This window comes from Nocardia farcinica (assembly GCF_029867845.1).
GTDB lineage: Bacteria > Actinomycetota > Actinomycetes > Mycobacteriales > Mycobacteriaceae > Nocardia > Nocardia farcinica_A.
Map to the genome: position 1 here is coordinate 1 of NZ_JARWRU010001228.1, position 25,410 is coordinate 25,410.

43 protein-coding genes and 1 pseudogene are annotated in these 25,410 nt (G+C 65.1%); 13 read left to right on the forward strand and 31 right to left on the reverse strand.

The genetic code is table 11. The features are described from left to right. Positions 1–298: 298 nt before the first annotated feature. The 4 genes from QH283_RS27185 to QH283_RS27200 form a co-directional block, all read right to left on the reverse strand. Positions 299–583 (reverse strand): hypothetical protein, encoded by a 285-nt coding sequence (locus tag QH283_RS27185; protein ID WP_280505779.1) that lies wholly within the window; start codon positions 581–583, stop codon positions 299–301. 213 nt (positions 584–796) lie between these two features. After that, positions 797–1,249, reverse strand: coding sequence for a hypothetical protein (locus tag QH283_RS27190; protein WP_280505780.1), 453 nt, complete (start codon positions 1,247–1,249; stop codon positions 797–799). Positions 1,250–1,552: 303 nt separating this feature from the next. Further along, positions 1,553–1,849 carry a hypothetical protein gene (locus QH283_RS27195; protein ID WP_280505781.1) on the reverse strand — a complete coding sequence of 99 codons (297 nt, stop codon included), beginning with the start codon at positions 1,847–1,849 and terminating at the stop codon, positions 1,553–1,555. A 123-nt stretch (positions 1,850–1,972) separates the two neighbouring features. Next, positions 1,973–3,118, reverse strand: coding sequence for an RNA-guided endonuclease InsQ/TnpB family protein (locus QH283_RS27200; protein WP_280505782.1), 1,146 nt, complete (start codon positions 3,116–3,118; stop codon positions 1,973–1,975). Positions 3,119–3,140: 22 nt separating this feature from the next. On the opposite strand from QH283_RS27200, the gene tnpA reads away from it, so the two are divergent. Next, on the forward strand, positions 3,141–3,557 hold the full coding sequence (gene tnpA / locus QH283_RS27205; RefSeq protein ID WP_280505783.1) for an IS200/IS605 family transposase: 417 nt from the start codon (positions 3,141–3,143) through the stop codon (positions 3,555–3,557). 177 nt (positions 3,558–3,734) lie between these two features. Here tnpA and QH283_RS27210 read toward each other — a convergent pair whose 3' ends face one another. From QH283_RS27210 to QH283_RS30405, 24 genes are all read right to left on the reverse strand, one after another. Beyond that, on the reverse strand, positions 3,735–3,995 hold the full coding sequence (locus QH283_RS27210; RefSeq protein ID WP_280505784.1) for a hypothetical protein: 261 nt from the start codon (positions 3,993–3,995) through the stop codon (positions 3,735–3,737). 87 nt (positions 3,996–4,082) lie between these two features. Continuing rightward, positions 4,083–4,592, reverse strand: coding sequence for a hypothetical protein (locus QH283_RS27215; protein WP_280505785.1), 510 nt, complete (start codon positions 4,590–4,592; stop codon positions 4,083–4,085). Beyond that, complete coding sequence (locus QH283_RS27220; RefSeq protein ID WP_280505786.1) at positions 4,589–5,014, reverse strand: hypothetical protein; 426 nt, start codon at positions 5,012–5,014, stop codon at positions 4,589–4,591. Before QH283_RS27220 ends, QH283_RS27215 begins: the two co-directional genes overlap by 4 nt. Beyond that, entirely contained in the window at positions 5,011–5,475 is a 465-nt protein-coding gene (locus QH283_RS27225; RefSeq protein WP_280505787.1) for a hypothetical protein, read from the reverse strand. Before QH283_RS27225 ends, QH283_RS27220 begins: the two co-directional genes overlap by 4 nt. Then, the gene (locus QH283_RS27230) at positions 5,472–5,654 is read right to left on the reverse strand and encodes a hypothetical protein (protein WP_280505788.1); all 183 of its coding nucleotides are present in this window, start codon (positions 5,652–5,654) and stop codon (positions 5,472–5,474) included. The genes QH283_RS27225 and QH283_RS27230 overlap by 4 nt, the downstream gene beginning before the upstream one ends. 88 nt (positions 5,655–5,742) lie before the next feature. Beyond that, positions 5,743–5,982: a hypothetical protein gene (locus QH283_RS27235; RefSeq protein WP_280505789.1), complete on the reverse strand. Its 240-nt coding sequence runs from the start codon at positions 5,980–5,982 to the stop codon at positions 5,743–5,745. Positions 5,983–6,080: 98 nt separating this feature from the next. Further along, on the reverse strand, positions 6,081–6,281 hold the full coding sequence (locus tag QH283_RS27240; RefSeq protein ID WP_280505790.1) for a hypothetical protein: 201 nt from the start codon (positions 6,279–6,281) through the stop codon (positions 6,081–6,083). Positions 6,282–6,358: 77 nt separating this feature from the next. After that, positions 6,359–7,144 carry a helix-turn-helix domain-containing protein gene (locus QH283_RS27245; RefSeq protein WP_280505791.1) on the reverse strand — a complete coding sequence of 262 codons (786 nt, stop codon included), beginning with the start codon at positions 7,142–7,144 and terminating at the stop codon, positions 6,359–6,361. A 2-nt stretch (positions 7,145–7,146) separates the two neighbouring features. After that, a complete protein-coding gene (locus QH283_RS27250) occupies positions 7,147–7,638 on the reverse strand; it encodes a hypothetical protein (RefSeq protein WP_280505792.1) in 492 nt (163 codons plus the stop codon). Between the two features lie 4 nt (positions 7,639–7,642). Next, positions 7,643–8,116 (reverse strand): SLOG family protein, encoded by a 474-nt coding sequence (locus QH283_RS27255; protein WP_280505793.1) that lies wholly within the window; start codon positions 8,114–8,116, stop codon positions 7,643–7,645. Positions 8,117–8,345: 229 nt separating this feature from the next. Beyond that, complete coding sequence (locus tag QH283_RS27260) at positions 8,346–9,458, reverse strand: hypothetical protein (protein ID WP_280505794.1); 1,113 nt, start codon at positions 9,456–9,458, stop codon at positions 8,346–8,348. A gap of 208 nt (positions 9,459–9,666) precedes the next feature. Further along, complete coding sequence (locus QH283_RS27265; RefSeq protein ID WP_280505795.1) at positions 9,667–9,834, reverse strand: hypothetical protein; 168 nt, start codon at positions 9,832–9,834, stop codon at positions 9,667–9,669. Positions 9,835–9,977: 143 nt separating this feature from the next. Then, positions 9,978–10,178, reverse strand: a complete 201-nt coding sequence (locus tag QH283_RS27270) for a hypothetical protein (RefSeq protein WP_280505796.1) — start codon at positions 10,176–10,178, stop codon at positions 9,978–9,980. 157 nt (positions 10,179–10,335) lie between these two features. Continuing rightward, positions 10,336–10,761: a hypothetical protein gene (locus tag QH283_RS27275; protein WP_280505797.1), complete on the reverse strand. Its 426-nt coding sequence runs from the start codon at positions 10,759–10,761 to the stop codon at positions 10,336–10,338. Continuing rightward, positions 10,758–11,591, reverse strand: a complete 834-nt coding sequence (locus tag QH283_RS27280) for a phage antirepressor KilAC domain-containing protein (protein WP_280505798.1) — start codon at positions 11,589–11,591, stop codon at positions 10,758–10,760. Before QH283_RS27280 ends, QH283_RS27275 begins: the two co-directional genes overlap by 4 nt. A 286-nt stretch (positions 11,592–11,877) precedes the next feature. Continuing rightward, positions 11,878–12,831 carry a DNA cytosine methyltransferase gene (locus tag QH283_RS27285; RefSeq protein WP_280505799.1) on the reverse strand — a complete coding sequence of 318 codons (954 nt, stop codon included), beginning with the start codon at positions 12,829–12,831 and terminating at the stop codon, positions 11,878–11,880. Next, positions 12,828–13,055: a hypothetical protein gene (locus QH283_RS27290; protein WP_280505800.1), complete on the reverse strand. Its 228-nt coding sequence runs from the start codon at positions 13,053–13,055 to the stop codon at positions 12,828–12,830. The genes QH283_RS27285 and QH283_RS27290 overlap by 4 nt, the downstream gene beginning before the upstream one ends. An 8-nt stretch (positions 13,056–13,063) precedes the next feature. Next, entirely contained in the window at positions 13,064–13,450 is a 387-nt protein-coding gene (locus QH283_RS30395) for an HNH endonuclease (RefSeq protein ID WP_432420793.1), read from the reverse strand. Further along, positions 13,450–14,193 (reverse strand): ERF family protein, encoded by a 744-nt coding sequence (locus QH283_RS27295; protein WP_280505801.1) that lies wholly within the window; start codon positions 14,191–14,193, stop codon positions 13,450–13,452. Before QH283_RS27295 ends, QH283_RS30395 begins: the two co-directional genes overlap by 1 nt. Beyond that, a complete protein-coding gene (locus QH283_RS27300) occupies positions 14,190–14,723 on the reverse strand; it encodes a hypothetical protein (protein ID WP_280505802.1) in 534 nt (177 codons plus the stop codon). The genes QH283_RS27295 and QH283_RS27300 overlap by 4 nt, the downstream gene beginning before the upstream one ends. Continuing rightward, complete coding sequence (locus tag QH283_RS27305; protein ID WP_280505803.1) at positions 14,720–14,974, reverse strand: helix-turn-helix transcriptional regulator; 255 nt, start codon at positions 14,972–14,974, stop codon at positions 14,720–14,722. Before QH283_RS27305 ends, QH283_RS27300 begins: the two co-directional genes overlap by 4 nt. 253 nt (positions 14,975–15,227) lie before the next feature. Beyond that, a complete protein-coding gene (locus QH283_RS27310; RefSeq protein ID WP_280505804.1) occupies positions 15,228–15,449 on the reverse strand; it encodes a hypothetical protein in 222 nt (73 codons plus the stop codon). A gap of 11 nt (positions 15,450–15,460) precedes the next feature. After that, complete coding sequence (locus tag QH283_RS30400) at positions 15,461–15,670, reverse strand: helix-turn-helix domain-containing protein (RefSeq protein ID WP_432420789.1); 210 nt, start codon at positions 15,668–15,670, stop codon at positions 15,461–15,463. Continuing rightward, positions 15,655–15,861 carry a helix-turn-helix domain-containing protein gene (locus QH283_RS30405; RefSeq protein ID WP_432420790.1) on the reverse strand — a complete coding sequence of 69 codons (207 nt, stop codon included), beginning with the start codon at positions 15,859–15,861 and terminating at the stop codon, positions 15,655–15,657. The genes QH283_RS30400 and QH283_RS30405 overlap by 16 nt, the downstream gene beginning before the upstream one ends. 243 nt (positions 15,862–16,104) lie before the next feature. Between QH283_RS30405 and QH283_RS27315 the strand changes: the two genes are divergently transcribed. The 3 genes and pseudogenes from QH283_RS27315 to QH283_RS27325 form a co-directional block, all read left to right on the forward strand. Continuing rightward, on the forward strand, positions 16,105–16,449 hold the full coding sequence (locus QH283_RS27315; RefSeq protein WP_280505805.1) for a hypothetical protein: 345 nt from the start codon (positions 16,105–16,107) through the stop codon (positions 16,447–16,449). After that, the gene (locus tag QH283_RS27320) at positions 16,449–17,666 is read left to right on the forward strand and encodes a tyrosine-type recombinase/integrase (protein WP_280505806.1); all 1,218 of its coding nucleotides are present in this window, start codon (positions 16,449–16,451) and stop codon (positions 17,664–17,666) included. Before QH283_RS27315 ends, QH283_RS27320 begins: the two co-directional genes overlap by 1 nt. A 97-nt stretch (positions 17,667–17,763) precedes the next feature. Further along, positions 17,764–17,862, forward strand: a pseudogene (locus QH283_RS27325) (cytidine deaminase); the annotation flags it as partial. A gap of 363 nt (positions 17,863–18,225) precedes the next feature. Here the strand turns inward: QH283_RS27325 and QH283_RS27330 are convergent. After that, positions 18,226–19,065: a peptidoglycan recognition protein family protein gene (locus tag QH283_RS27330; RefSeq protein ID WP_280505807.1), complete on the reverse strand. Its 840-nt coding sequence runs from the start codon at positions 19,063–19,065 to the stop codon at positions 18,226–18,228. Between the two features lie 152 nt (positions 19,066–19,217). Between QH283_RS27330 and QH283_RS27335 the strand changes: the two genes are divergently transcribed. The 3 genes from QH283_RS27335 to QH283_RS27345 all read left to right on the forward strand — a co-directional run bounded on the left by QH283_RS27335 (position 19,218) and on the right by QH283_RS27345 (position 21,896). Beyond that, entirely contained in the window at positions 19,218–19,772 is a 555-nt protein-coding gene (locus QH283_RS27335) for a hypothetical protein (protein WP_280505808.1), read from the forward strand. Then, positions 19,772–20,887 (forward strand): helix-turn-helix domain-containing protein, encoded by a 1,116-nt coding sequence (locus tag QH283_RS27340; RefSeq protein WP_280505809.1) that lies wholly within the window; start codon positions 19,772–19,774, stop codon positions 20,885–20,887. The genes QH283_RS27335 and QH283_RS27340 overlap by 1 nt, the downstream gene beginning before the upstream one ends. Before the next feature lie 232 nt (positions 20,888–21,119). Beyond that, a complete protein-coding gene (locus tag QH283_RS27345; protein WP_280505810.1) occupies positions 21,120–21,896 on the forward strand; it encodes a helix-turn-helix transcriptional regulator in 777 nt (258 codons plus the stop codon). Here the strand turns inward: QH283_RS27345 and QH283_RS30410 are convergent. Further along, complete coding sequence (locus QH283_RS30410) at positions 21,893–22,183, reverse strand: DUF7240 domain-containing protein (protein ID WP_432420794.1); 291 nt, start codon at positions 22,181–22,183, stop codon at positions 21,893–21,895. The genes QH283_RS27345 and QH283_RS30410 overlap by 4 nt on opposite strands. Further along, positions 22,165–22,827 carry a hypothetical protein gene (locus tag QH283_RS27355; RefSeq protein WP_280505812.1) on the reverse strand — a complete coding sequence of 221 codons (663 nt, stop codon included), beginning with the start codon at positions 22,825–22,827 and terminating at the stop codon, positions 22,165–22,167. The genes QH283_RS30410 and QH283_RS27355 overlap by 19 nt, the downstream gene beginning before the upstream one ends. Positions 22,828–23,345: 518 nt before the next feature. Here QH283_RS27355 and QH283_RS27360 point away from each other — a divergent pair. From QH283_RS27360 to QH283_RS27385, 6 genes are read left to right on the forward strand one after another with little or no spacing between them, the layout of a single operon-like run. Continuing rightward, the gene (locus QH283_RS27360) at positions 23,346–23,837 is read left to right on the forward strand and encodes a DUF7459 domain-containing protein (protein ID WP_280505813.1); all 492 of its coding nucleotides are present in this window, start codon (positions 23,346–23,348) and stop codon (positions 23,835–23,837) included. Further along, the gene (locus QH283_RS27365; protein ID WP_280505814.1) at positions 23,834–24,055 is read left to right on the forward strand and encodes a hypothetical protein; all 222 of its coding nucleotides are present in this window, start codon (positions 23,834–23,836) and stop codon (positions 24,053–24,055) included. Before QH283_RS27360 ends, QH283_RS27365 begins: the two co-directional genes overlap by 4 nt. Beyond that, positions 24,052–24,333, forward strand: a complete 282-nt coding sequence (locus tag QH283_RS27370) for a hypothetical protein (protein WP_280505815.1) — start codon at positions 24,052–24,054, stop codon at positions 24,331–24,333. Before QH283_RS27365 ends, QH283_RS27370 begins: the two co-directional genes overlap by 4 nt. Further along, positions 24,330–24,590 (forward strand): hypothetical protein, encoded by a 261-nt coding sequence (locus QH283_RS27375; protein WP_280505816.1) that lies wholly within the window; start codon positions 24,330–24,332, stop codon positions 24,588–24,590. Before QH283_RS27370 ends, QH283_RS27375 begins: the two co-directional genes overlap by 4 nt. Then, complete coding sequence (locus QH283_RS27380; protein WP_280505817.1) at positions 24,587–24,775, forward strand: hypothetical protein; 189 nt, start codon at positions 24,587–24,589, stop codon at positions 24,773–24,775. The genes QH283_RS27375 and QH283_RS27380 overlap by 4 nt, the downstream gene beginning before the upstream one ends. Continuing rightward, a complete protein-coding gene (locus tag QH283_RS27385; RefSeq protein ID WP_280505818.1) occupies positions 24,772–25,356 on the forward strand; it encodes a hypothetical protein in 585 nt (194 codons plus the stop codon). The genes QH283_RS27380 and QH283_RS27385 overlap by 4 nt, the downstream gene beginning before the upstream one ends. Positions 25,357–25,410 lie beyond the last annotated feature (54 nt).

Sequence of the window (25,410 nt, forward strand, 5' to 3'; positions counted from 1 at the left end):
CCGCCGGGGAAGGTGACTCGCCCGCCGCACCATCGGGCTACCTCGTCGGGGGTGACGCGGTTGGTGAGTTGGACGGCTTCGATCTCGACTGGCCGTTTGCGGTATCGCTCGGGTGTGAGTGCCATGCCCGCGCACGGTAGGGGGGGGGGGGGGGGGGGCGCCCCCCCCCCCCGGGGGGGGGCCCAAACCCCCCACGGGCGCCCCCCCCCGGCCCCGGCCCCCCCGGCGGCCGCCCCCCCCCCCCGCCGCCCCCCCCCCCCCGGGGCGGGCGCCCCCCCCCCCCCCGGGTGGGGGGTGGTTACGCTGCGCCTCGGGTGCGGTCGAGGGTGCGGACGTACCGCTCGTACTCGCGGCGGCGGCGTTCGCGTTCCTCCTGCTCGGCCCGCCGCTTCTCCTCCTCAGCACGCTGCCGTTCGAAGGTGGTGCGGGCGGCGGTCACTCGTTCGAGGGCCGCGTAATAGTTCGCTTCCCAGCGACCGCCGAGGTTGACGTACATTTCGGCTCGTTCGGCGGCGTCCTGCAAGGCGAGGAGTTCGCTGTAGGTGACGTACTCGCTGGCGTGGGTGATCTTCGGGCTGGTCACAGGGTGCCGCCGGTCGAAAGGTAGTGGCCGAGAGCGATGACGGCGGCGATGAGGAGCAGCAGGAGCAGCACGTCAGCGGCGAGGCTGTCGGTGATGCGGTGCAAGAGTTTCACAGATCCGGTTCCTTCCGGTTCAGAGTGAGGGCTTATCCCTCGAACACCTATGACGGTACACACGCATGTGCACGGCGGCAAGGGGTTGGCCCGAAACATTTCAAGGCGTGTCGGCCACCTCCACCACCTGCCCCTCGATGGCTTGCCCCTTCTCCATCAACCGCAGGAACTCAGCCTTCAACTCATCCAGCGACGATGAAGCCTCCGCCCCCATACTCACCTGGTTCACAGTCACATTCGGGCCGGTGAACCCACCCAGCATCATCAGCCGGCCGAGCGCCTTCTCCGCCGCCCGATGCCCCTTCTCGAACCGGTCGAGATCACCGCCAGCGACGCCTTCCAACATGACTGTGACAGCGTGCCGCCACAGCAGTTCCGCGCGAGCCGTGTACCGGGGGCGCAGGTGTTCAGCGGCTTCGGTGGCGGCGCGTTTGAAGTGCGCGTTCACCGCGTACCGTGCAGAGGCGGGGTTTGTGTAGCCCAGCTCGGCCGCGATCTCGCTGTACGTCCACCCCTTCACAGCGAGGTCCGCAGCCTGTTGATGCTTCGCCATCACCTTCGGGGACGCGACAGCGTTACCCTTCGGCGGACCCTTCCGCTTCTTCAAGTGTTCGGGTTTGCGGGGGGTCGCCATCAGCAACCCCTGTCGTTGTTGTGGATGCCCATACCGGTGAGGTTGCAGGGGAGGGGTGCAACCTCGCCCGCGTCCGCCCGTACGCACTGGCAGCTGCGCAAGCTTCGGCGATCCGTATTTCCTCGGTGCGGCGGCAGTGGTGGCAGCCGTCGCCCTTGAACTGTCGCCAGTGTGCACCCCGGTCAGCGCACTCCTCGTACCGCTGCCACCACGGCATGACCGCTACTCGGTGAGGGTGTCGAAGCCGAGACCGCCGGTCTCAACGGCGGGGCCGATGGGGGTGGCGTCGGCGAGTCCGAGGCGCTGGGCGTGTTCGGCGAGGCGGTCCCGGACCTCGCCTGTGGTCTCGCGGACGTTGATCGGTTCCGGCCGGTTCCGGGTGTAGATGCTGGCGCCGGTGGACAGGCTGACCGGATCGATCCCAATCACCACTGTCGTCTCGTACGGGGTGACAGCTTCGATCGTGGTCGGGTCCACCAGGATCACAGCACCGGAAGGGTCGTGGAATTCGAGCAGCATCAGTTCTTCTCCTGGGTGATGGCGGCGAGTCGTTGACGTCCTCCCGGCCCTGAAGGGACCGGGATTCCTCCTGAACCTTGCGGTTCTCCGGTGGGTTCCTGTTTCACAGGGACCTGCCTTCCGCTAAGCGGCTGGACTTACGGTCCCTCCGCAGGCAGTTAGACTCCCGGCCCGTCCGGCCGTGAGTATGTTGATCGCCGCATTCCAATCGCGGTCGTGCGTCGTGCCGCACCCACACGTCCATTCGCGGACGTGCAGGGGTTTCTTCTCCCCGATCACGCCACAGTTGGAGCACATGCGGGTGGAGGGGAACCAGCGGTCGACCTTCCCGAAGGTTCGCCCATACCGGGCGGCTTTCTCCTCCAGCATGGTGACGAACATCGACCAGCCCGCATCGTGCACCGACTTCGCCAACCGGGTGCGGGCGAGACCCTTCACGCACAAGTCCTCCACGTACACCGCTTGGTTCTCGCGGATGATCCGTGTCGAATGCTTGTGGGCCCAGTCCCGCCGCGTATCCCCAACCTTGGCGTGCGCGCGAGCAACTTTCACCCGAGCCTTCGCCCGGTTCGCCGATCCCTTCTCCTTGCGGGACAGGGCCTGTTGTGCCTTCCGCAACCGTCGTTCGGCCTGCCGCAGGAAACGCGGGGACTCGATCGTCTTCCCGTTCGACATCACCGCGAACGTGGTCAAGCCGAGGTCGATACCCACCTCGGACTCGATCGGCGGCAACGGCTGATCGTCCACCTGCACAACGAACGATGCGAAGTAGCGGCCCGCCGCATCCTTGATGATCGTCACCGACGACGGCTCCGAGGGCAGCTCCCGCGACCATGTCACCTTGAGGTCGCCGATCTTCGGCAACCGCAACTTGCGGCCCGCCGTGATCGCGAACCGGGCGTTCTTCGTGAACCGGATCGCCTGCCGCGTGTCCCTGCGAGAACGGAACCGGGGTAGTCCGATTCGTGCGCCCTTCCGCTTCCCCGTGACCGAGGCGAAGAAGTTCCGGTAGGCGGTGTTCAGGTCGGCCAACGCCTGCTGCAACACGACGGACGACACTTCGCCCAGCCATGCCCGTTCCGGGGTGGCCTTCGCTGCGGTGAGACGCTTCGACAGTTCGGCGTCGCTGATCCGTTCGCCCTTCTCGAATGCTTCCATCCGCGCCGCGAGTGCATCGTTGTACACCACGCGCGCACACCCGAACGCCTGCGCCAGCTTGATCTGCTGGCCGGGCGTCGGATAGACGCGGAAGTTGTACCGAAGCTGCACACCCACAGCCTACAGTTGGTTTATGGACAACAGCAATGAGATACGCACAGGTAGGCACTGTGTTTTCGCTCTCCATGCACACTTGGTTTTCGTCACCAAGTACCGGCATCGGGTGTTCGCCGCACGCCACCTCGAACGGATGGAAGAGATCATGCGGGCGGTGTGCGCAGACTTCGAATGCGAACTCGTCGAGTTCAACGGCGAGTCCAACCATGTCCACCTCCTCGTGAACTTCCCCCCGAAAGTTGCCCTGTCGAAACTGGTGAACTCGCTCAAAGGGGTGTCGTCGCGGCGGATGCGGCAAGAGTTCCCCGAACTGGTCCAGCACTATTGGCGTGCGCAACGCTTGTGGTCGGGTTCCTACTTCGCGGGCTCGGTAGGCGGTGCCCCCTTGTCGATCCTGCGCCAGTACATCGAACAGCAGGACCGTCCCGTCTAGGGCACGCTCGGGCCTTGGCGGCCCTCCCGCGTGGGCCTTCACCCCCGCCCTGAAGGGCGGAGCACTAGCCCACATTTCGGTAGCGGCCGGTGAACACCGCCCAGGCGATGGGGATCAGGGCGCCCAGTACGAGGAGTGACACGGACAGGAGGGCGAACAGGGCAGCTTCGATGGTGCTCAACGGCTCCACTTCCAGAGGAGGCCGGCGAGGATGGCCCCGCCGACGATGATGGACAGGAGTGCGGTAACTGCGGACCCGATCAGTTGGGGGAGGGTCGCCCAGATCGCGGTGAACACGAGTGCGCCGATGCCGACACCGATGGGGATGGTGATGATGAAGACGGCGATAAGGGCGAAGGTCTGCCAGACGGGCCGACCGTCAGGGCGTGTCGGGTGGTCGGCGTGTCGGGCAGGGATTCGGGTGGGGGCAGCGGTCACCACTTCCAGACTCCGATGGGTGCGGTGAAGACGGGGAGGGTCTGCTCGAGAGTGACGACCGGGTGGAAGAGGTAGGGGGCGAGGAGTTCACGAACGCACATGGGTGTGTCCTTTCGAGATGGTGTCAGCGACCCAGGGGAGGGGAACGGGTCGGAGTTGGTGGGCGTCGAGGCCGACATGGATTTGCCTGCCCCGCACCTGGATGTGGGAATGGGTGTGTCCGTGGAGCAGCCATTGCCCGGTGTCGGGCATCCGCCATTCGGCGTGTCGGCTCTCTGGGGCGTGGTCGCCGTCCGGGTCGTCCCGGTACGGGAAGTGCGACAGCAGGACACGCTGCCCGGCGATGCGGAGCGTGGCTACGGACTGCACTGTCTCGAACACGTCCAGCCAACGTCGCATCCGCTTGTGTGCACGGGACCGCATCGGATGTGTTTCGTCATGGTTGCCCGACACCAGATGCTTGATGCCGGGGCGGACGAGGCGATCCCAGTTGGCGGCTACTGCGGCGTCATGGTCGTCGACATCGGCGAACCCACGCAGCCCTGCGACCATCCCGTGGTGAATGTGCAGATCGCTACAGAACCAGATCGCTGTCACTGCGCCTCCACCGCCGGGGCGTGCTTCTCGATCTCGTCGATGCGGTCCACGTCCTCAGCGGTAAGGAGGCGCCCGATCCACGAGCCGTCCGGTGCGGTGGTGGGGAGGGCGGACACGTCGCCGCCGGGGTAACAGCCGAGAGCCCAGGCATTGTCGATGGCTTCGATGAAGCTGTAACCGGGGACGATGCACGCACCCAACCAACTGGGTCCACCTGGTCGCTGCTCCTCGCGGGGTGGGGCCTTCTCCGGGTCGCAGAACGACAGCCACCACAGCGGGAGTCGGCTGTATTGGCGTTCATTGATCGCGGTCGCGGCCTCCGCCAACTGGGCGCCGCTCGCATCATGCGGCAGGGTGATGGCGACACCATGACCACGCAACGTGATCGTCTTCGCCGCGACCTGATTCGGGGGCTGGTTCACTGGCCGGCCCCGACCGTTGCTGCGGTGATGGTGAGGTATCGCTCTCCGGTGGTGCGCGCCAACTTCTGCACCAGGTCGGCGAGGTCACTGCCCAGGCTGGGGCGGATGTTGCCTTCGCGGTCCTTCCATGACATCTGCACTGACCCGCCCGCGTCCGCGGTGACGACGAGCGAGTAGGGGACGCTGATGGTGCTGTCCAGGCGCAGTGTGTAGGCGACGATCGGGAGGGCGGTGGGGTGGGCGTGATGCTGATCCAACGCGGCGGTGGCGGCGTGTTCGATGACGGTCGGCCACATGTCCGTCGGCGTGTCCGGGTCGAGACTGATGGTGAATGCGGTGTGGAGGGTGTGGCCGTCGAACGCCCACCCGATCAGACGGCTTCCCTCACCTTGCTCGTTGAGGACAGTGGTGGTGGCGCGGTCCAGCTCGTCGGAGCGGCGGGACACGGTCGGTGCGGTCACTGGTTCTTCGGGGCGGCGGAGGCGATGACGTGACCGATGATCTGCAACGCCTGGGCTTCGCTGAACCCGGCCTGGATCATCGCGGCGTAGTAGTCGTACAGGTGGGCCCCGAACTTGCGGGCAGCGGCGGACGGTTCGACCTTCGCGGCAGGGTCGGGGGTGAAGTGGTCAGGACGCATCAGGGGTTTCCCTTCTCGGGGGTGTCAGGTGTTGGGGTGTACTCGGTTGCGGCGCAGGGGAAGCGGCTCACGTATTCGCGGCGGGCCATCAGATCTCCTCGGCGGTGTACGCGCCGGACAGCAACTGCCGTGCGCGGACATGGGTGGCGGTCATGGGTTCGGTGACGGTTCCGCCGCATTCATGCCTGATGACGGTGCAGAAGATCTCGCGGCAGCTGTCATCGCACAACGGGATGGGGTCGCCGATGGCGTCGACACGGAGGACGCGAACACCAGCCGGGGTGGTTTCGCGGTAGCAGTCTCCGACATGGAGAAGGGGGTGGTTCATCCGGTTCCTTCCGGGTGGTGAGTGAGGGCTCTATCCCTCGAACAAAAGTGACTATACACACGGGTGCATGCCGTCACAAGCGAAACGACTAGCGGGTTTCAGCCATCCGATCCGGTGGCCGGAATGGTGTCGAGAATGTACCCGCACAACCAATCCGACAACGCCGCGACAGCATCGCGATCTGTCATCGGGACGGGGCCTTCCAGCAGCGTAAGGTCATGATCCACCAACGCCACCCGACCGCGATTGTCGGTGACGACATGCACGCCGAGCGGTGACCAGTCGGTGAGTTGATGCATCAGGGCTCCTTCCCCAGCGGTGAGGGCTCCATCCCTCGAACAAACCTGACGGTACACACTCACATGCTGGCGGTCAATCAGGATGCGGCGGCGTGTCTGTCCTCAACGATTGCCCTCTCGATCGTGCGCGGATGCAACCCCATCCGCTGCCCGATCTGAACCGGTGCCAAACCCTCCGCCCGCAACTCCGCAACAGTCTCCCGCAACGCAGCAGTCCGCTCCGCACGAGACGGCACCGTGGTGCGGGACGGCACCGCCATCACCCGCGGATCGTCGATGTCCAACCCCTCCCAATCCAAAGGCGCGGGATGCCCGTCACGTTCAGCGAGGTTGCGTGCCAACCGATGCCGGCCTGTCGTGCAGGGGGTGCCGGACAGCTTCTCGTACACGTCGTGGACGGCGGCCCATGTTTCCCATGCGGTGAACCGGTAGCGGCTGATCCGGTACAGGGCGTCTCGTGCGTACCCCATTTCGTTGGCGATGGCGGGGAAGGTCCAGCCGATCGCTTGCAGGGCGTGCAGGCGGCGGGCGGCGCCGATGGCGAGGACGATCTGCTGGCGCTGGTTGGGGGTGTGGGTGACGGCCATGATGGCGCGGGCGTGTCGGATGCGGGTGGTTTCGGATACGCCGAGGTTGATGTTCTGGATGCACGAGTAGTGGACTTGGGCGTCGCGGGCGATGGATGCGAGGGGCAACCCGAAGTCGTCGTGGAGGAGGTGGACGTGTTCGCGGACGGGGGCGGAGGGGACGTAGCCGGGGAGTCCGGCGAGGGTTGTGCGCATCTCGTATTTGGCGTGTTTGCGGCCTTTCGGTTTGAAGCTGGTGTGGATGTGTCGGGAGGGGGTGGGGATGGGGTTGGGCATGGTTAGGCGGAGTCTCCGAGTTCGAACAGGGGCAGGGTGGTGTCAGTTACGCGGGGCCGGCGAGTTGGCCCGGTGGGGTGGAGTACGTACACGGTGGGCGGGCATTGGATGCGGCGTGCTGCTGCGAGTTGGTCGATGAGTTGGCCGCGGGATTCCTTCAACCGTTCGACTTCGGCGAGGACGCGGGCGTGTTCTTGGGGGGTGATTCCTGCGGGGCGGGTGGAGATGCGGGCGGTGCGGGCTTCATCGACGAGGAGTTTCGTGGTGAGCACGGCGACGGGTTCGCACCTGACCATCTGCACGGTGCGGCGGGAGCAGCGCAGCCATGCGGCGATGGTGTCGGTGGTGATTCCGCGGTGGGTGAGTTGCGCGATCAGCCAGGCCCGGTCGTGTTGGGAGAGCTGTTCGTGGTGGACCCGCCCCGCTATCGCGGCCTCGATGAGGTTGGCGTCGGGCTCCCACTTCGGTTGATGCATGGGGACGACAGAGGACACGGCTTCACCTCCGGGGGTAGATGCGGCGGAACGGGATACGGGCGGCGGCGGCAAGTCCGAGGCACCCCCACGTGCCGGGGGAGTCGGCGCGGTTCGGGGTGAGCGGGAAGGCGAGGAGCAGTTCGGCACCGGACCGCACCATTTCGGCGTTGCGGCGTGGTCCGGCGTCGGGGCAGTACCAGGTGCCGTCCCGGCGTTGTCGTCGCGGGCGTTTGCATTCGACGGTGCACGGCCCTGCCCAGTCGGCGGGGTGGGGTTCGGCGAGCACGGTGGGGCCGGGCATGTCCTGGCGGGCGTGCACCCATTGGGCGGCAGCCTCGTCCGCGCCCCGTCCACAGTCGCCGTGCACCACCGTCAATGTGTCGCCGGGGTACAGGAGGTCGGCGACCGCGTCGAGTTCATCCCACACCTGGGCAGGGTCGGGCCAGTCCCGGCTACCGGTGACGATGACCCGGCGACGGATGGGGATTCCGGTCATCGGGGTTCACCTCCGGGCGGCGGGACGATCGCGGCGGGGGCAGCGGTCATCGGCTTGTGTCGGGACTTCGGGTCGGAGTCGTTGGTGAACAGCGTCCCCATCCGCAGGTGGGGTTTGTGGACGAGGCAGGGGACGGGGGCTTCCGCGTCGGGGCGGTGAAGCCATCCCGTGCCCCGGCACCAGGTGCGGCACGCCTCCAGTTCGGCGGAGGTGGGGGTGTCCGGGGCGCTCACGCCGTCACCCCCAGCACAGGAGCGGGGGCGGGGAGGGTGAGGTCGGCGGGGCGGCGGCGCTCCCTCCAGCGAGGCATCGAGTAGCGGCGGGGCTTGGCGGACAGTTCAGCGCGGACCGTGGCTACAGCAGCGCGGCGGACGCGATGGTCCCGGTGATCACAGGTCGAACCGTCGCGGCGGCCCAGGTCGTCGCACAGGGTGCAGGCGTCGATAGCGGCCAACGCCCGTTCCTGCTCCTCGGCAGCCTGTTCGGCAGCCCGTTCCCGCTCAGCCTCTACACGTTCGGCAGCGGCCTTCTCAGCCTGTGCCGTGTCCCAAGCGATCCTGTTGCGTCGATGCCATCCGCACGCCCCGCACGCATCCGGTGTGCCATTGGGATGAGTGGGGCAAGTGGAGGGGGGAGGAGTGTCCCCGCCCGCTACCGCAGGCTCGATGCTCGGCGCGACCGGCCCTCTAGATACCCCCTCCTCTAGATAGCTCTGGATCAACTGCCCGATCGGGTCGTCACTTTTGACGAGGGGGTCCGGGGTTTCTCCGCTGGTAGATGCATCCCCCCCGGTGGCCGAACCCGTGTCGCCGGGTACCCGTTCGGGGGCCGGGGGGCTCGTCATTCCTGACGATGGGGCCTCGTCATTTTTAACGAGGGGGGTCGACACGTTTCCGCTGGTCAACACCTTCTCCAATGGTGCCCACAACAGGAGGTAGTCGTTGCTCGAGCGGCCACCGTCCTCCCGCCAGCGGGGCCGCGACACCAGGGCACCGAGCCGCCGCAACTCCCGCAGACCCCGGTCCACAGCAGAAGGGGACATGCCGATCAACTCCGCGATCGTCTTCCGCTTCGGGAACCCCGAACGGGTCTTACGGTTCATCAGGCGGGCGATCGCATCCCACACCTTCACCGCCACACGGGACGCGCCGGCATCGAGGAGCCAGTGCGGGATCTGGGTGAAGCGGGTACCAGCGGGACGCTTGGCAGCGGTCTCCCACAGTTCGTCAGGAAGGGTCGGCAGAGGAGCCTTGTCGTTCATGGATGTCTCCGTGTCCGGGTCGATCCCGGTGTCGTGACGGCTGAATCCGTCGGTCAATTGAGAAGGGTGGAGGCTGGTCATCGACCCTACCCCCATCCGTCGGGATCGCTGCATTCACAGCTCTCGTGTCCGGCGTACTTGCAGGGCGAACACCAATCCACACCACTGATCCGATACTCGGCGAGGTCACCGCAATGGCAGCGAGCCCACGGCAGCGCAGTGGCTGGGTATCGGCGCCGCACCGACGGCCGCAGATCCGGCAGGCGGCGGACGATCGTGAGCAGATCCCTCACAGCTCCACCTCCACTGGCTCGATAGCGGCACGGTGGAACGCCTCGATCGCGTCCTGTGCCGCTATGCAGTAGTGGTCGGTGCTGTCGATGTCGAGCCGCTTCCACTTCGGCAGGTCAGGGTCCGCGACACGGAGGCGTTTGTACATCGCCTTCGCTGCGGCCACAACGACCGGACTCCAATGCTGCCCCACGCTGGCGCGCTGCTGCCCGCGGCGGCTCGTCGGCCCCTCGCACACGCACACACAGTCCCGATTGGTGATGTACCTGCACCGCGCGTGGTCGCCATCCATGCACGGAATACAGGTGCTCATGCCGCACCCCCAGCCGTCAGTTCGGTGCCGTCCTTGAACACGCGCAATGACCGGCCCGTCCCGGACACGTACACAGTGATCTCCTGACCGGCAGCGGTCTCGATCCGCAGCACCACCCGCCGATCAATGACGGCGGTACGGGCGACTTCCACCGGACCCCACACGAACCCGTGGTCGGTGTCCTCGAGGGCAAGCACGGGAGCCTTACCGTCGTCCCTCATGCCGCACCGCCCGTCCGGTTGTAGACCGTGCACGTGTCGTCGCACGGCTGCTCGGCGGTGTGGGAGTGCAAGCCGACTACGGGCCATGCATCGAGGACAGGAGTGTGTGCCTCCAACAACAGGGCGTCCCGGATCATGGCTTCACCGCCCGCAGCTTCGGCGGGAACAGCTTCACGGTCACCGACTGCGGTGGCGTGATGGTGATTTCGTAGGTGCCGCGATCCTCGCCGGGGTCGGCGGTCCGGTCTCCCGTGATGACGTACGACTCGTCGTCTTTGGCCGGGTCCGGGTGCCAGAGGTGATCGAAGATGTGGCCGCGCTCGATCTCCACGCGCGTCCTGACCTCGCGGCCATCGGAGTAGCGACCCCACTGTTCGACCAGCGGGCCGAGCACTTCCTTCACCTCGTCGCGCATGGCGTCGATCGCTGCGAGTTCGTCGTGCTCGTCGCTGCAAATGCCGCGCCCGCTGAGGCTGTCCAGAGTCCAGCTCACGGTGTCCGTGACGCGATAGGCCATGTACTTCAACGCATCGAGGCTGGTGTAGTTCGGGGTGCTCATGCCGCACGCTCACGAGTGATCAGGCGGGCGATGGCCTCAGCGCCAGCAGGGGTGACCTTCAGGGTGTGCATGACCTCACCCCGGAAACGGGGGGCCTCATGCACTTCGACGGGCCGGAAGTATGGACGCTTGTGGGCGTACGCCGAGTAGCGGCGGCGCGTCTCCTTGCATTGCTTGGTGTCGGACCAGCGGGTCTCGGTCTCGAAGTAGATCCAGCCCTTGTCCACGAGCAGGTCCCGCAGCCAGTCCTCGCCCACATCGTTGGCGGCGGCGACTGTTCGGAGCTTCAACAGGTCGGCGTCGGCCACGTACTGCTCGACATAGTTGACCTTCGATGCATCCTCGGCGATCTTCGCGGTGAGCGCCTGGTTCGTCGCGGTCAGTGAGCGAACCCTCCCGTCGAGGATCGCGACGGCACTACGAATGATCTCGTCTTCGGACAGAGCGGGCCGCTCGGCGTCGAGCAGCATGTCCCGCACCTGGCGGGCGACGGGCGAATCCCGCAGCAGCATGCCGACTCGGAGGACAGCGCGCCGGGGGAAGACGGCGATCCTGCTGGCAGAGGAGGTGAGTTGCTTCGGGTAACTCGCCTCGAATGCGGATCGGGTGACGACCCGGTAGCCGTCGCTCTCCAGTTCGTCCCGGTTGTCGAGCACCAGCGCCCGGATGGTTCCGGCGTTCACCTCATAGAACTCGGCGACCGATTCGGTGAGGACGTGGAAGTCGTCGGGCAGCATGCGCAGCACGCCCACCTTGTCGAGTACGTCGGTGCGGTCGGCCAGGGCGTCGCGGTCAGCGCGAGCGTGGGCGAGAGTGAGATCGGTACTCATGCTGCACCGCCGATGGCGGGAGCGGCGGCACAGTTATGCCGGACCGTAACGAGTAATAATCCTTTATAGGCTGTAGCATGCACTACTAGCCCCTTTCTGTCCGAGAAACAAAGGGGGTTAGGCCCTGGGATCGCGGAACGAGTTGGTCTTCCACCACCGACTCGAACCCACCTGGGGCCGTCTTTCATCATACCTGATCTTGACGCTTGAACCGTGTTCGCCCTCAGCGGAATCCGCAGGTCAACCCGCATAAAAGCGGGGGCCGCAACAACACCGGCCCCCGCCCTCACGCCACACCACCTAGTCGCTGCGCCACCCGCCGAGCGAGGAACGTAGCCACAGGCACAGCCACCGCGTTGCCAACCATCTTCCGCACCTGATCCGATGTCCCCACCCACTGATACGAATCCGGGAACCCCTGCGCCCTCGCCCGCTCCCGATTCGTCAGCATCCGATAGAACACACCCTCACCCGTCACCGTCGCGACCGCGTGATGATTCCCGCCGGCAGTGACGGTCGCCAACGGATGCCGATCCGCCCTCCGCGGCTTCGCATTCCTCCGATACATCACCAGATGCGGCACACCCTCATCAGTGATCTGGTCGATCTGCGGGGACACATACAGGCGCCGCGTCATCAACTGCCCCCGATCAGGATCGAGCAGCGACGACGCCACAGGGACCGGGCCAGCAGGGACAGTCAGGTCCACCCCACCTTCACGGGTGAACACCCCGAACCACCGCTTCCGGGTTTGCGCCACCCCACCCGGCACCTTCGCCGCATCGAGGATCACGGACTGACACCGATACCCCAACGCAGCCAGGCCATCCAGCCACCAACCGAACAACGACCAGCGAGTGAACTCGGGAACGTTCTCCACGATGATCACCTCATAGCCGTGGACTTCGGCAGCAGCGATCACCGCGAACGCTGTCGCCCGATCGATCGCGCCAGCATCCGCACGCAACCGCTCCAGCTCGGCGGGCGGCTGCTTCCGCCCCCCAGCCCGGCTGTGCCAGACGCACGAGGGAGAGGCCCACAAACCGGTGGTGCGGGGGAACGTACGGAAATCAGTCTCCGACAAGTTCGCCAACACATGCTCGGTCTCGGGGTGGTTCTTCTGATGAGTGGCGACCGCAATATCCCAATGATTCGCGCAGATCTCCACACGATGCCCGGCCTGCCGCAACCCCTCGGAGGAGCCGCCACCACCAGCGAACAGATCAGTCCACGTGATCACGCCGCACCTCGCCAGCCGCGATGTTCGCTCACATGCTCGAAGTAGTCCTGTTTCATGCCGCACTGGCGACAAGTCATCACACCCGTGATGGCGTGGACATGGGGCAGATGCTCGGGGTAGCGGTATAGGGCCACTTCGGTGGTGAAGAAGATGCCGTCACAGGTGGGACTCAGGCAGACGAACGTGTACTTCTTGCCGAACAGTCGCCACCACAACTTGGTCACGCGATGGATCACGCCACACCCCCAAGCGGTGCGGGTAGCTCATGCACTTGCCCGTCGTCATCGAGCAACACCAACCGGCCCAACCTCAACACTGGGGTAGCGGTGGACTGTTCGCCGTGCCGCAACCAATACCCGGCCTCATGCGCGGCCGACGGGTTCGCCTCCGCCCAACCATGGCATCCGCGAACACCATCACCACACAACGCGAGCAGGTTCGACGCATCCCAGCGCCCACCCTGCGACCGCTTCCGCCTGTGATGCACAGTCGTCCCGAACTGCCCACACCGTTCACACCTGCCACCGGAACGAGTCGCCACGATCTCCCGACCGTGTTCCTCAGCGCCAGCAGTGGATGGGCGTTTGCGGGGCGCCGGCTTCGGCCACGCCTGCCGCATCACGCCGGAGCCCCGGCAGGTTCCGCGGGCGCACCCTCAGCGGGGACACCGTTGCTGGCGGCGTGCTCGCTGCGGTACTTCTCCGCCAACGCCCGGATGGGGGCGGGATCGGTGACGTGCTCGATGTTCACCCCATGCAGGCGGTAGTACTCGGCGCCGACAGCAGTCCGGTCGATACCGAGCCGGTCCACCAGTCGACCCAACTCGATCCGCGCCGTCTCCGCCTCAGACTGGGGGCGGGCGGCCCGCTGCGGTTCGCTGTTCACGCCTGCCCGTTCGTGGCTGTTCGCGTCCGGGTCGGGCTCGTGAGTGGGGATGGTGAGCGACTGAATCAGGAACACTCGGTAGGCGACCGACTGGGCTTTCGCCACAGCCTTATCGCTCGAATCGCTGGCTTCGCCGTAGGAGCTGCCCGTGAACTCGTCCCCCGCCGGGCCGATCACCCGATACTCCATCTCCACGGTCACGTTCTTCATCGCCGAACCCGACTTCGACTGGTACCGCTCCACCTCCATCGACACCGGACGCGGCAACACCACCACCCCATGCGTGCGCAGAGCAGGCCCGACAGCATTGAGAACCGCATCGATTCCGCGGAAGTTGAAACCCTGATCCCGGTTCCGGTCGTTCTTCCCGACAGCTTGAACATCACCCATGACCCGCGACCACGCCTGATGCACTGGCACCTTCGGCGGGTCCACCACCTCGGCTACCGGCTCGTCCACTGCCTGCCCATTGGTCACTGCCCGTCCTCCAGCTCACGCCCTGCCAGGCCGGCGGGGATGGCGACACGGCCAGCCAGCATGTCCGCGACGAGCTGTCGCGCGACCCCGGTGGGGCGTACGGAGATGACGCCTTCGGGGTGGTGGATGCGGGTGCCGGGAACCTCTCGGGTTGCCGCGATCCGCAGTGCTTGTTCCCGCAAACTTTCGGGGATCACTTGGCGCACACCCTGCAACAGGTGCGGGGCGTGCTCGGCGAGGACAGCGGCCACTTGGTCAGCGGGCCCGAAGTCGGGGACCTCTTTGATGCGATCAGGGAATGTGGCGTGAATCCAGTCCTCGAATTCGGCGGCGTCTTCGACACGCGCGATCGGCTTCGGATTGGATTTAGTCACAGTGCCGAGTGTTTGTTTCGACTCGGTAAAAGCGGTCAGCTTCGAACCGTCCGCCATTACCCTGGCGCAGTCCTCTTTGGCAATCGTCTGTTCGGACTTCATGAGGTCATGGAAGACGCGCAGGAAAATGGCCCGCTCGATTTCGGAATGAGTCACGCCGCACCCCGCTTCGTGCCCACGTAATGCTCCGGCGTCACATTGAACTGACGCATCCACTCGTGCACGTCGGCGGCTGTGTACCGGACGGGTGCGTTCTGGCCGTCACCGACCTTCGAGTACTTCGGGCCGCGCCCCTTCATCCGCCACTGCGCCAACGTCACCGGATGCACACCGATCAACTTGGCGGCCTGCCGGTTGTTCAGATACTGCCCACGTGGGGCGTCCTGAATGTCAACGTCACTGGACATTTCCGAATCTCCTTCCAGGGCGGAAGGGCGCAGAAACCAGTGCGGCCGGTAGGCAGGATAAGCCGACTCATGGAATCTACCTGCGAGGTGGTGTTGCCCGCTGGTAGGCACATCGGCTAGCCTGACGACGGCTACGCGTGGTTTCCTAGACCTTCCGCGTGGTGTTATAGGTGGGTTGTGGCGGTTGTCGACGAGTGGTGTCCGAGACGACCGCCACAACTATAACTCACTACAGGTTGCAGGCAACCCCCTGCTACCCACTACCTCCTTCGCCGAGCATGTCCCGCCGAATCTTGTAGATCATCGGCTCCGACAACTCCGCATCCTCAGCGATCACCGCCCGCGGCACCTTGGCCTGCACCGCCGCCAAGATCAACTCGTTCCGCCGGCGCGTCAACCTCTCGGTCACCGCCTGCAACTCTGCGACCGTCTCACGCAGTTCCGCACGGATCGCGTCGGCATCCCCTGTCTCCATAGCGGAGGAGGCTACCTGTCAGCGCCGCGTGTGCTGGCGCGTCGGGAGTGCGAGTCTTCCCACGCCTTCACCGTGCGCGCCGAAATGCGTACCGCCCTGCCGACTCTCAGGTGCGCCAGCTCTCCCGCTTTCGCCATCCGATGCACTGTGCGGGTCGAGATCTTCCAACGTTCCGCCACCTCGGCGGGTGTCAGATATTCGCCAGTCACTTTGTCTCCCACAGTAATTCGATGGGGGCACGCAACGCTTTGGCGATCGCGTCGGCCAGGTCTTCGCCCGTGGTGTCTCGGCGTCCGGCCAATAGGTGATCAATCGTGGAGTGGTGTACGTCGACCTTCGCCGCGAGTCTTCGCGTGGTCAGGCACTCCTGCTCCATCAGCGCCCGCAGCGTTGCGGGGGATCGAAGCCGCATCGGAAAACCAACCCCCTACCCGTTACTACCGAATGCTACTAATCACTATCGGGGCAATTCACCCATGATCGATGCCCACATGTCAACTGGTAGTTGCGATTCAGCAAACCGCCAGTAGGCAATCAATAATCGGTGATAATCGATAGATGCGTTACAGCCCCAGCTCACCTACCGTTGAAGCGCCAACCGTGCCAGTAGGCACAGACCAAACGGTTCGTAGTGAGATAGAGGGGAATCCGCACCATGAAGCTCGCCGAGCTGATCGCCACACACCGCCGCGACCGCACCTACACCCAACTCGAACGCGACGGCAACTGCCACCTCGGCGCCGCCCGCTGGGCACAACTCGCCACCGGAAACCTCCGTGCCTTCCCCTCCCCGGACAGCCTGCGCTGCATCGCCAAAGCCCTCGACGTCCCCGAAGAAACCGTCCTCCTCGCCGTCGCCGCATCGCTCGGCATCAACACCCCCCGCCGATCCCGCCTCGCCACCCTCCTCCCAGACCAAACAGATGACCTCTCCGACCAATCCGTAGCAGCAGTCATCCACGTCATCCGCGCACTCTGCGCAGCACAAGGAGTCCTGTAATGAGCAAGGGGGACGGCTGGATTCAGAAGAAGGTTCGAAAGAGTCCACGCACCGGGAAGGTCACCACCACCTTCGTTGCCCGCTTCACCCCACCCGGCGGAGTGGAAGTCAGCAAGTCCTTCAAGAAACTGGGCCGCTCCAACGAACCCGGCACCGCCGCACACTGGCTCGCCCAGCAACGCGCAGACGTACACAACAACCAATGGGTCAACCCAAGAGACCGGGAATGGACAGTCGGCGAATGGGCCGACGAATGGTTGGCCTCCTACACCGGCATCACCAAAGACAGCCTCGACTCCTACCGTGACGTCATCGAATTCGATATCAAACCCAGCGGTCTGGGAGATGAACCACTCCGCTCCGTCGACCGCATCCGCATGGGCAAATGGATACGCGAACTCACCGAAGACCGATGGTGGGCCCCCGACCAAAAACCCCTCGCCCGCTCCACCGCCACCAAACGCCGCACCATCACCGCCATGATCTTCGGCGCCGCACACGACGACGAACTCATACCCCGCAACCCCATGCGCCGAGTACGGGTAGCGAAAGACGACGTAACCGTAGAAGCGATCCTCCCCGAAGAACTCCCCACCCCCGACGAACTATGGAAGCTGTACGAGACAGCGCAGAAACACTCACCCCTGTTCGCCCCACAAATCCTCGTCGCCGCCGGCACGGGCCTGCGGCCCGGCGAAATCCTCGGACTCCAACGCGCCCACATCCGCAACCGTGAACTCCATGTGGTGCGGCAACGACAGATGAAAGCACCCACCCCCATCTACGGCCCTCCGAAGTCAGCAGCCGGGCGACGCCGTGTCCCGTACGGAGACACCGTGGAGCAGGCTTTGACCGAACATCTCGAGGCGATCGATCCGGGGAAGGACGACCCGATCTTCCTGTCCCGTGGCCGCGGCGGACGCATCCGGGAGTGGCATCGCTCAACGTGGTCGGATCATTGGAGGCGGATCGTGGAGGCCGCCGGGCTGGAGCATCGACGCTTCTATCTGTGGCGCCACTATTATGCGTCGGTCCTGATCGAGGGCGGGGCGTCGCCGACGATGGTGATGACCCGCATGGGTCACAGCAACAGCAAGCACACCCTGGAAAGGTATGCGCATCTGTGGCCGAACACGGAGGAGGTGACGCGCGAGTTGAGCGAGCACGGACTGCGACGGGACAAAGACGGGACAATCCGTCCCGAGGACGAGGGCTGAATGCCTCCCGCCTGGGTGTGGGTGGGGGCGTGATGGGAGGTGTGGCGACGTGACCGCTATCGACTGGGATCTGTTGCGGGCCAGCGCATATGAGGCGATGCGGCAGGCTTACGCCCCGTACTCGCTATTCCCCGTGGGGGCTGCCGGGTGGACGGGGGGTCGGGTGGTGACGGGGGTGAACGTGGAGAATGTCTCAATCGTTACGCCCCGGACTACTCTCCGGTAACCAAAAATCATCACGGATTATCACCCGCTATCACGCGCTATCAGGGTCCGAACCCCCAGGAGACGCGACACCAGAGACACCAGCGACAGCCACCACAACGGCAACCGGGACAACGACGGGACAAACCGGGACAAGCCGGGACACCACACCCGGCCCGCACGGTCAGGACAGCAACGCCCCGACGATCGACCACAGCGCACCCGCGATCACCGGGACATCCCCGAAGTCGAGATTGCCCAACACCTTGCCCAGTGCAGCACTCACGGCCGTTCTCCCATCACTCGATCCGCGCGGCCCGACCACCAGACCGCGCCCCCGCCCGAAGGCGAAGACCTACTCGCCGCCACCCAGCGACGACCGCCACGGGTACGGCAGCTCGCTGGTCATCATCTTCGGTTCGGCCGGGGGAACCAGCACCTCGATCAGGCGATCCACCTTGATCTCCAACGCCTTGATCCGCTGCTCATTGCGGAAGTCCGCAGCATCCGAGTTCAGCACATACCCGACGAGGGTGTCCCTGTACTCGGAGTCCGCCACCCGCGACCCGAACCCGAACGTCAACTCGTGATGGATGCGCCGCACCTTCTCCAACAGCTCCCGCTGCTCGGCATCCGACAGACCAGTCACCTTCTCGCCGCCCTTCAACCTGGCCGCGACCGCAGCCCGGAACATGTCCATATCCATCTGGCCGGGATCCCACTTGCCCTGCTTCGCCCCAGCCCATTCCTTGTGCCCGATCACCCGATCCGCACCCACACCGAGACGACGCACGATCGCCGCACAACACCGCACGTAGGCGTCATATTGGGTGGGGGACCAGCCTTCGGTGCCGTTGTTCACGGCCTCGATCCCGATGGCATGGAAGTTCGCGTTGTCCTCCGGCAGCCCCGGATACTTCCCGCGTCCCGCATGCCAGGCGACACCGACCGCGACCACGGTGGCGGTGCCGTCCTTCGCGAGATGGATTTGCGACAGCGGGCCCGCCAGATGCGGGAACCCGTACGCGATCTCTGAGGCCGGCGTGTTGGAGCCACCTGTGTGGTGGGCGATGACGTGCGTGATCTGTTTGAAGTCGCCGTGACCGCGGTCTCGCCAGCCGGGGAACTCGACAACGTTCACGCCTTCGGCGCGCAGCACGTCAGCGAGCCAAATCGGGTCTCCGGTCCAAGCCATATACCGCACGATAGGGATGGGGGGTGCAGTAGGCTGCCGTAGACCGACGATGGTACTTGCTCGAGTAATAATATTACGGGCTGTGATATTATTACCGCGTGAATGACCCTCTCGGTAGGTTGCAGGCGACCCTCACTCCACTCGTTCCCTGCATGCACCAGGCCCTCAACGCTGCAAAGATCGACTCCAACCGCAGGAGCCGCCACCAGCTGCACAAGCGGACCGGCTGCAAATGGCTACGCTCAGACCTGTTTCGCGCCGACCTCGGCGACCACCTCACCGAAACACTCCCCGACGGCTGGACACTCGACACCGACGAACGCGAACAGCGTCGCGGCGCACTGGTACTCAAGTCGGTCGACGGATACATCCAAGCGCGCATACAGCGAGTGAACGCTGACGGCACCATCCCCGAGGCGCGTACGGATCGGCGGCGGGGCTTCTACGACAACTGCGACATCCGCGAAGTCGACCTGCTCGGCCAGTGTAACCACAACCTGATGGTCACCTACAGGGAGCCGGAAGGAGATCTACCGTTCGTAGTGCGCGCCATCCGCCCCTACCACGTTCCCGAACTCATGTTCTCCATCGTCATGCCCGCAGTCGCTGACGACTTCCTCAAAGGCCGTTTCGACATCGAGAACGACGGCAGCCACCAGGAACTGTTCGGCGACGACACTGACTTCGGCACCGGCACCGATAGCTGATGAGGCTAGATCCACACCACATTAAGAGCCGAATCCGAGCCCTGCGAGAGCTACGCGGCTGGACACAGCATGAACTCGCCGACATCGCGAGCATGTCCCAGCCGCTGATCAGCTCACTGGAGAACGGCACCAGAACCGCCACCTTCCAGCATGTTCAAACCATCTCGCAGGCAACCGGCGTCCCCGAAAGGTTCTTCGTCCTCGAAGTCGAGGAACTGACCGAAGCGCAACTGCACTTCCGCAAACGCCGTACCGCTCCAACGAAAAGCACTCGCGCGGTGGTTAGGAAGTTCAGCGAAGCCCGGCACCTGGCGAAGGAGCTGGCAGCCACCTACCGGCCGAAGGTCGAACTGCATCCCGTGAAGGGTGCCGTCGACAACAACGACATCGAGGAAATCGCTCTCGATGTCCGGTCGGCATTGGGGTTCGATGATGGCCCGATCAAGCATGCAATCCGCAGCTGTGAGCGCGCCGGGTTTCCCGTGGTGATGTTCGGCTCCGAGGATGGGATCGTCGAAGACCACTGCGGCGTCTCCTACACAGACGCCACAGGATTCGGTGTCATCGCCGCCCGCACCGGTCAGTCCGGTGACCAGCTACGGATGACGGTCGGGCACGAACTGGCTCACCGCCTTCTGCACACGTTCCGTGACGTTCCTGAGAAGCAGCGCGAGCAGGAAGCGTTCCGGCTGTCGGGCGCACTGTTCCTACCGCGCGACGTCGCACTCGAGGAGCTGTCGGACTCGTTGACACTCACCGGGTACGCGCGACTGAAAGCGGCCTGGGGGATCTCCATCCAAGCGTTGATCATGCGCGCCCATGCCCTCGGCGCCATCGACGACGAACGCCGCGCGTCGTTGATGCGTCAGATCAACCGCCGTGGTTGGCGTACCGACGAGCCTGTTGAGGTCGGTGTGGAACGCCCCGCCCTACTGTGGCATCTGCTCAACCAGCGGTTCGACAAGGCCACCTATTGGCGAGCGTCGGAAGAGCTGGGGTTCGCCCAGTCTGACTTGATGGAATGGATTCCAGCACAGAGCCGACCAGCGGGTGAAGGGCAGGCGGATGTCATCCGGCTGGATGAAGTAGCGCGCAGGAGAGCGGCCAGGGCATAGCCCACGCAAGGTTGTTCGACAGTAGGGGCACGGCGGCCACCCCCTCACTCGAAGGGGTGGCCGCTGTCGTTTGGCCGGGATGATGCACACACATGTGCCGCGCCAGCAACCGTCCCGCCATCCGTGTCAACCTGCGTGTTTCCAGTCACTCCAGTCACTGGAGCGACACCAGCGCATGGACTATACACACATCTGGCTGATACTTTGGGGGACAGAAAGGAGGTGCCCACACATGGTCACTCGCTACCTGGACACAGTCGAAATCGCCCACCGCCTGCGCCGGCCACAGAACACCATCGCCCTATGGATCAGGACTGGGAAACTCCCCGCCCCCCACGTGCAGATCGGTGAAAGGTTCCGCGGCTGGCTACCGGAAGTCATCGCCGACCCGAACCTGTGGGGCGCCCCCGTCGACACCGTCCACTACCTGCGACGCCAGGAACTCACCCAGTGGATACGCAGCCAAATCGGTGAAGGCACCCCCTACCGGATACCCGAACCCGACATTCAAGTCGGTGACGTGCCCGGCTGGCTGCCGCCCACACAGGTCGATCCGGCATGGCTGATCAACACTGCTGACATCTACCCGGAAGACGCCCTGAAACATCGGATCGTCTACCTCGGTGCCGGTGACATCAGCGAACGTCTCGGCCGCCCACGCTCCACCATCAACAGGTGGATCACGGAAGGGAAGCTGCCACCCCCGAACGCCCGCATCGGCACGAGGGCTCAGGGCTGGCTACCTGAGGTGATCGACAACCCCGACAGTTGGGGTGCCACCAATCATGTGACGATCCGGTATGTGTCCGCCCCCGAGCTGGCGCGGCTGATCGGCGTGAAGCGGGGTACCCTCAACCATTACAAACTGCCACCCGAGGACGCGCTGATCGGCAACATTCGCGGGTACTTGACGGAGACGATCGACGCATGGAATGCGCGCCGCCCCGGTGTCCGTCCCCCGTGGTCGGGGGAGGATTGGCATCTGCCACCCGAGGTGCGCGCCTCCTAGTCCCCAGCCAAAGCGGCGAACGCGGCGAAGCTGGCCTGCTGCTCGGCCACCTCGAACCCTGGCGGGGGTGTGTCGTCATCCAGTGACGGTCGATAGAGGGTGGTGTTGAGTCGGTCCCGGTCCTCTTTCGTGTGGGCGGCGTCGATCAACATCACCTCCACCACATCCAGGATGGCATGCATATCCGGGAGCTGACGTAGCGGGTCAGGGATACCTGACAGGATGAGGCGTCCCCGTATCCGGGGCCAGTCCCGCGCCGCGAACTCCGCTAGGGTCGCGACGGCAATGTAGGGCGCGACGTACCCATCGTGGCGATCTTCGACATGAGTTCACCGAAAATCTTGATGTCGATGGCTGTGTCCGGGTTCATCATCGCCGCCAACAGGTCACCGTAGGAGCGGTCCGAGATGTGCATGCGCACAAACAAGGTGACCATATCGGTCTGTGTCTTCGCCGGGGTGTGCTTGGAGACGGCCATCGAGAATGCCTGCAACGCGGCCGGTTGCGGCTTCCGCGCCTGAATCGTCATCCCATGCAACTCGATCGTCCCATGCCTCCACACCGGCGCCGGGTTGCCGTCACTGTCCAACACGACCACACCGTCATCGTCACGGTCGTACTCGCCGGCCGGGATGGGATCACCGTTGCTGTCGCGAACAGGCTGACCGTCCTTGTCGAGTTCGTACGCTTGTCCGGTGGGGTCGATGACCGGGCCGAGTTCGGTGGATGCTGCGGGCTCCGTGAGCGCGTCACCGCCCACGACGGGGCCGATCGGTGCCGTCACTTGCTGGCGGCGCTGCCGCACCAACGCAGCCTCCTGCCGCAGCTGCTCGAACATGGCACGTTCCGCGGCCAACGCTTCACGTTCCTGCTCGAGATCGTTGGTCTGCGAGGCCAAGTCCTCGATACCACTCGGCGGCTGATACACCATCGTCTTGTCTCCATCCCTGTTGCTGCCCTGGATTACTGGGAGGGGACGGTAGAGAGACGGGGTGCAGGACAGGGCTGATCCGTCGCCGCGACGCCTGCCCGATCCAGTGGACGAATCGCACGCATCCCCGACCCGATGCGTGCACGTCCTCGGCTTCCGCCACGGATTGCACGCATGTTCGTGCACGTATCCCCGCCGGGCCGCGACCCGCTATCCTGATCGTGGGACGGAACGTATGCCGTCCTGCTCGAGGTTTGGGAGACTGGCGGAAGCGCGCATCCAAAACAGTCGAGACCGCAACGCCCCAGGATTAGCTACCCAAGGGGCGGGGACACAGCCCCCAGTCGGGGGCCCTAGCGGGACGGCTGGCAGCGCAGTTTTGAGGGCCGCACACGTGGTGCCTTGCATATCGGGTTCGACTCCCGACGCCCTTACCTCGAGGACGTAAAACATGCTTTGGCCTGCTAGAATGTAGGTAGTCCGAGGGATGAGCCCTCACCGTCACCGGAAGGAACCGGATGACCAACCCTGATGACCTGCGCCGAGAAGCCGAAGCCCGACTCGCTGAAGCGCGTGAACAGTTGCGCGCTGCCGAACAGGCATACCGTCAAGTCGTCCCCTGCCAGCACGAACGATTCAGTTGGGATGGGGACCAGTTCACTTGCGACGACTGCGGCACTGAACGCGACGACCCGCGAGGCTGCCTGCACCACCGCATCGACAACGACACCTGGCAGTGCAAACGGTGCGGGGAGAAGATGATCGGCCAGCAGCGGGAAGTGGAGACCGTGCTCGACGCCCCCAACGCGGCAGCATGCACCAACCCCGAATGCAGTGGCGACATTCATGACCCGAACTGCGGCAACCCGACCGGACTGTACGTGCCTGACCGGATGCAGGAGCGGGAGGTGCGGCAGGACAACTGGCGCAGGATCACCCGTCTTCGGGGCGCGGATGATCGGGACCGGTTGTGCCGGGCGCATCTCGCCGAACACGAGGAGCAGCAGTGAGCGAACCCGACGTGACCAACACGCACGCGCATCGCCTGCCGCCACCGTCGTCGGTTGATCCTGCCGGGTTCGCCCGCCTACATCGCGCCGTGTCGGATGCGTTGATCGCCCACGCCGGCAAAGCAGGGGTGAAGCCGCCCCGGTTCTCCGAACGGTATGACATCGCGGTTCGGGTGTGGCGGAACCTCAACCCCAGCAAGGAAGGCGAACAGTCGTGACCGAACCGAAGATCCCGTGGGGTCGGGGCTGGCAATGCTGGAGCGTCGCCGACGTTGAGCAGCTTCCCACCCACTCGATCATCTCTTGGCGGGACAGCCGCGACCAGGACGAGGAGACCGTGGCGCTCATCGCCCGCTGGGATGGCCCGTCCGCTCCTGTGACGCTGGAGCACACCGATAGCAGCTGCTACTGGTTGAGCGATCCCGAGGACTTGGTTCAGTGGCCTGCCACGGTGATCCGCGTAGGCCGGCCCAACACGGAAGGATCGAAGGCATGAGTGGGGATGAGCAGAGGAACCCGGATCTGTCCGGCCTGTCCGATGCGTTGAACAACTTCCAATCCGCCATGACCAGGCTCGGTCAGACCGCAACCGCACAAGGGGCGTTCGGGTGGATGGTGCGTGGTGATCTGGAGAAGGCGCGGGAAGCTCTGCGGAAACTGCCGCCGGACAAACTGTTGGAGGTGTCGGCCGCAGCGTCAGCGTTGTCCGCTTTGGCCGACGAGGTTGCCGCCGAAGGAGGGCCGCAGTCGTGAGCGACGACGAGGGGACGGTGTACGGCATCCGCCCGCACCGCCCCATGACCGAACAGCAGGTGGCGACGGCTATGCGACTGTCCCGCGAATCCATGCGCCTGACTTTGGAGCGGGCGAACAAGATACGCGCCGAGGTCGGGTTGCCGCCGTTGACTGAACTGCCGAACCGAGGAGGCCAGCCGTGACGAACCCCGAGGATGCTGTGCTGGCTGCGATCGACGAGCTGGAGCGGGACGACATCGACCGCCTCGTGGACTGGCAGATCGAACAAGGCTATGCCCGCGGTGACGGACCTGACCCGCACCGCGAGGAGACCACCGCATACACGTACGGCGAGCGCGCCGCCCTCGACCTGGACCACGTGGCTGGAGTTCTGCGTCGGATGGATGAGGGAGTGGCGCAGCGGATCGCATACACGCGGCTCACCGATGCAGGGTTCGCGATCGGCTGGCGACACTATGGCGCGATGGCAGCCGAGTCGCGAGACCAGTTCCGGCAGGTTTACCGACTGCCCGCGCCTGAACCCGGACCTGCTGTGGAGGACTGCGAGGAGTGTGCGGCCCGCACCCGCGACTACGGTTGCCCGCCTCGTTCATGCTCCCGCTGCTGGCTGGCCGACAACCCCGGCGGGCGGGTGTTCGAGATGCCTTTCCGCGCTGTCGAGATGAGCCCTGATGCGCTGCGCATGCTCTTCGGCGACAACGTGACCATCGAGGATGGACGGTTCAGGATCGCCAGCACTGAAAGCCCTCCAGCATCGGCGTGACCGCGTATCCTGGTGTCTGCTCCGCTATCTCGCCGCATCCCACCTGCGGCAGAC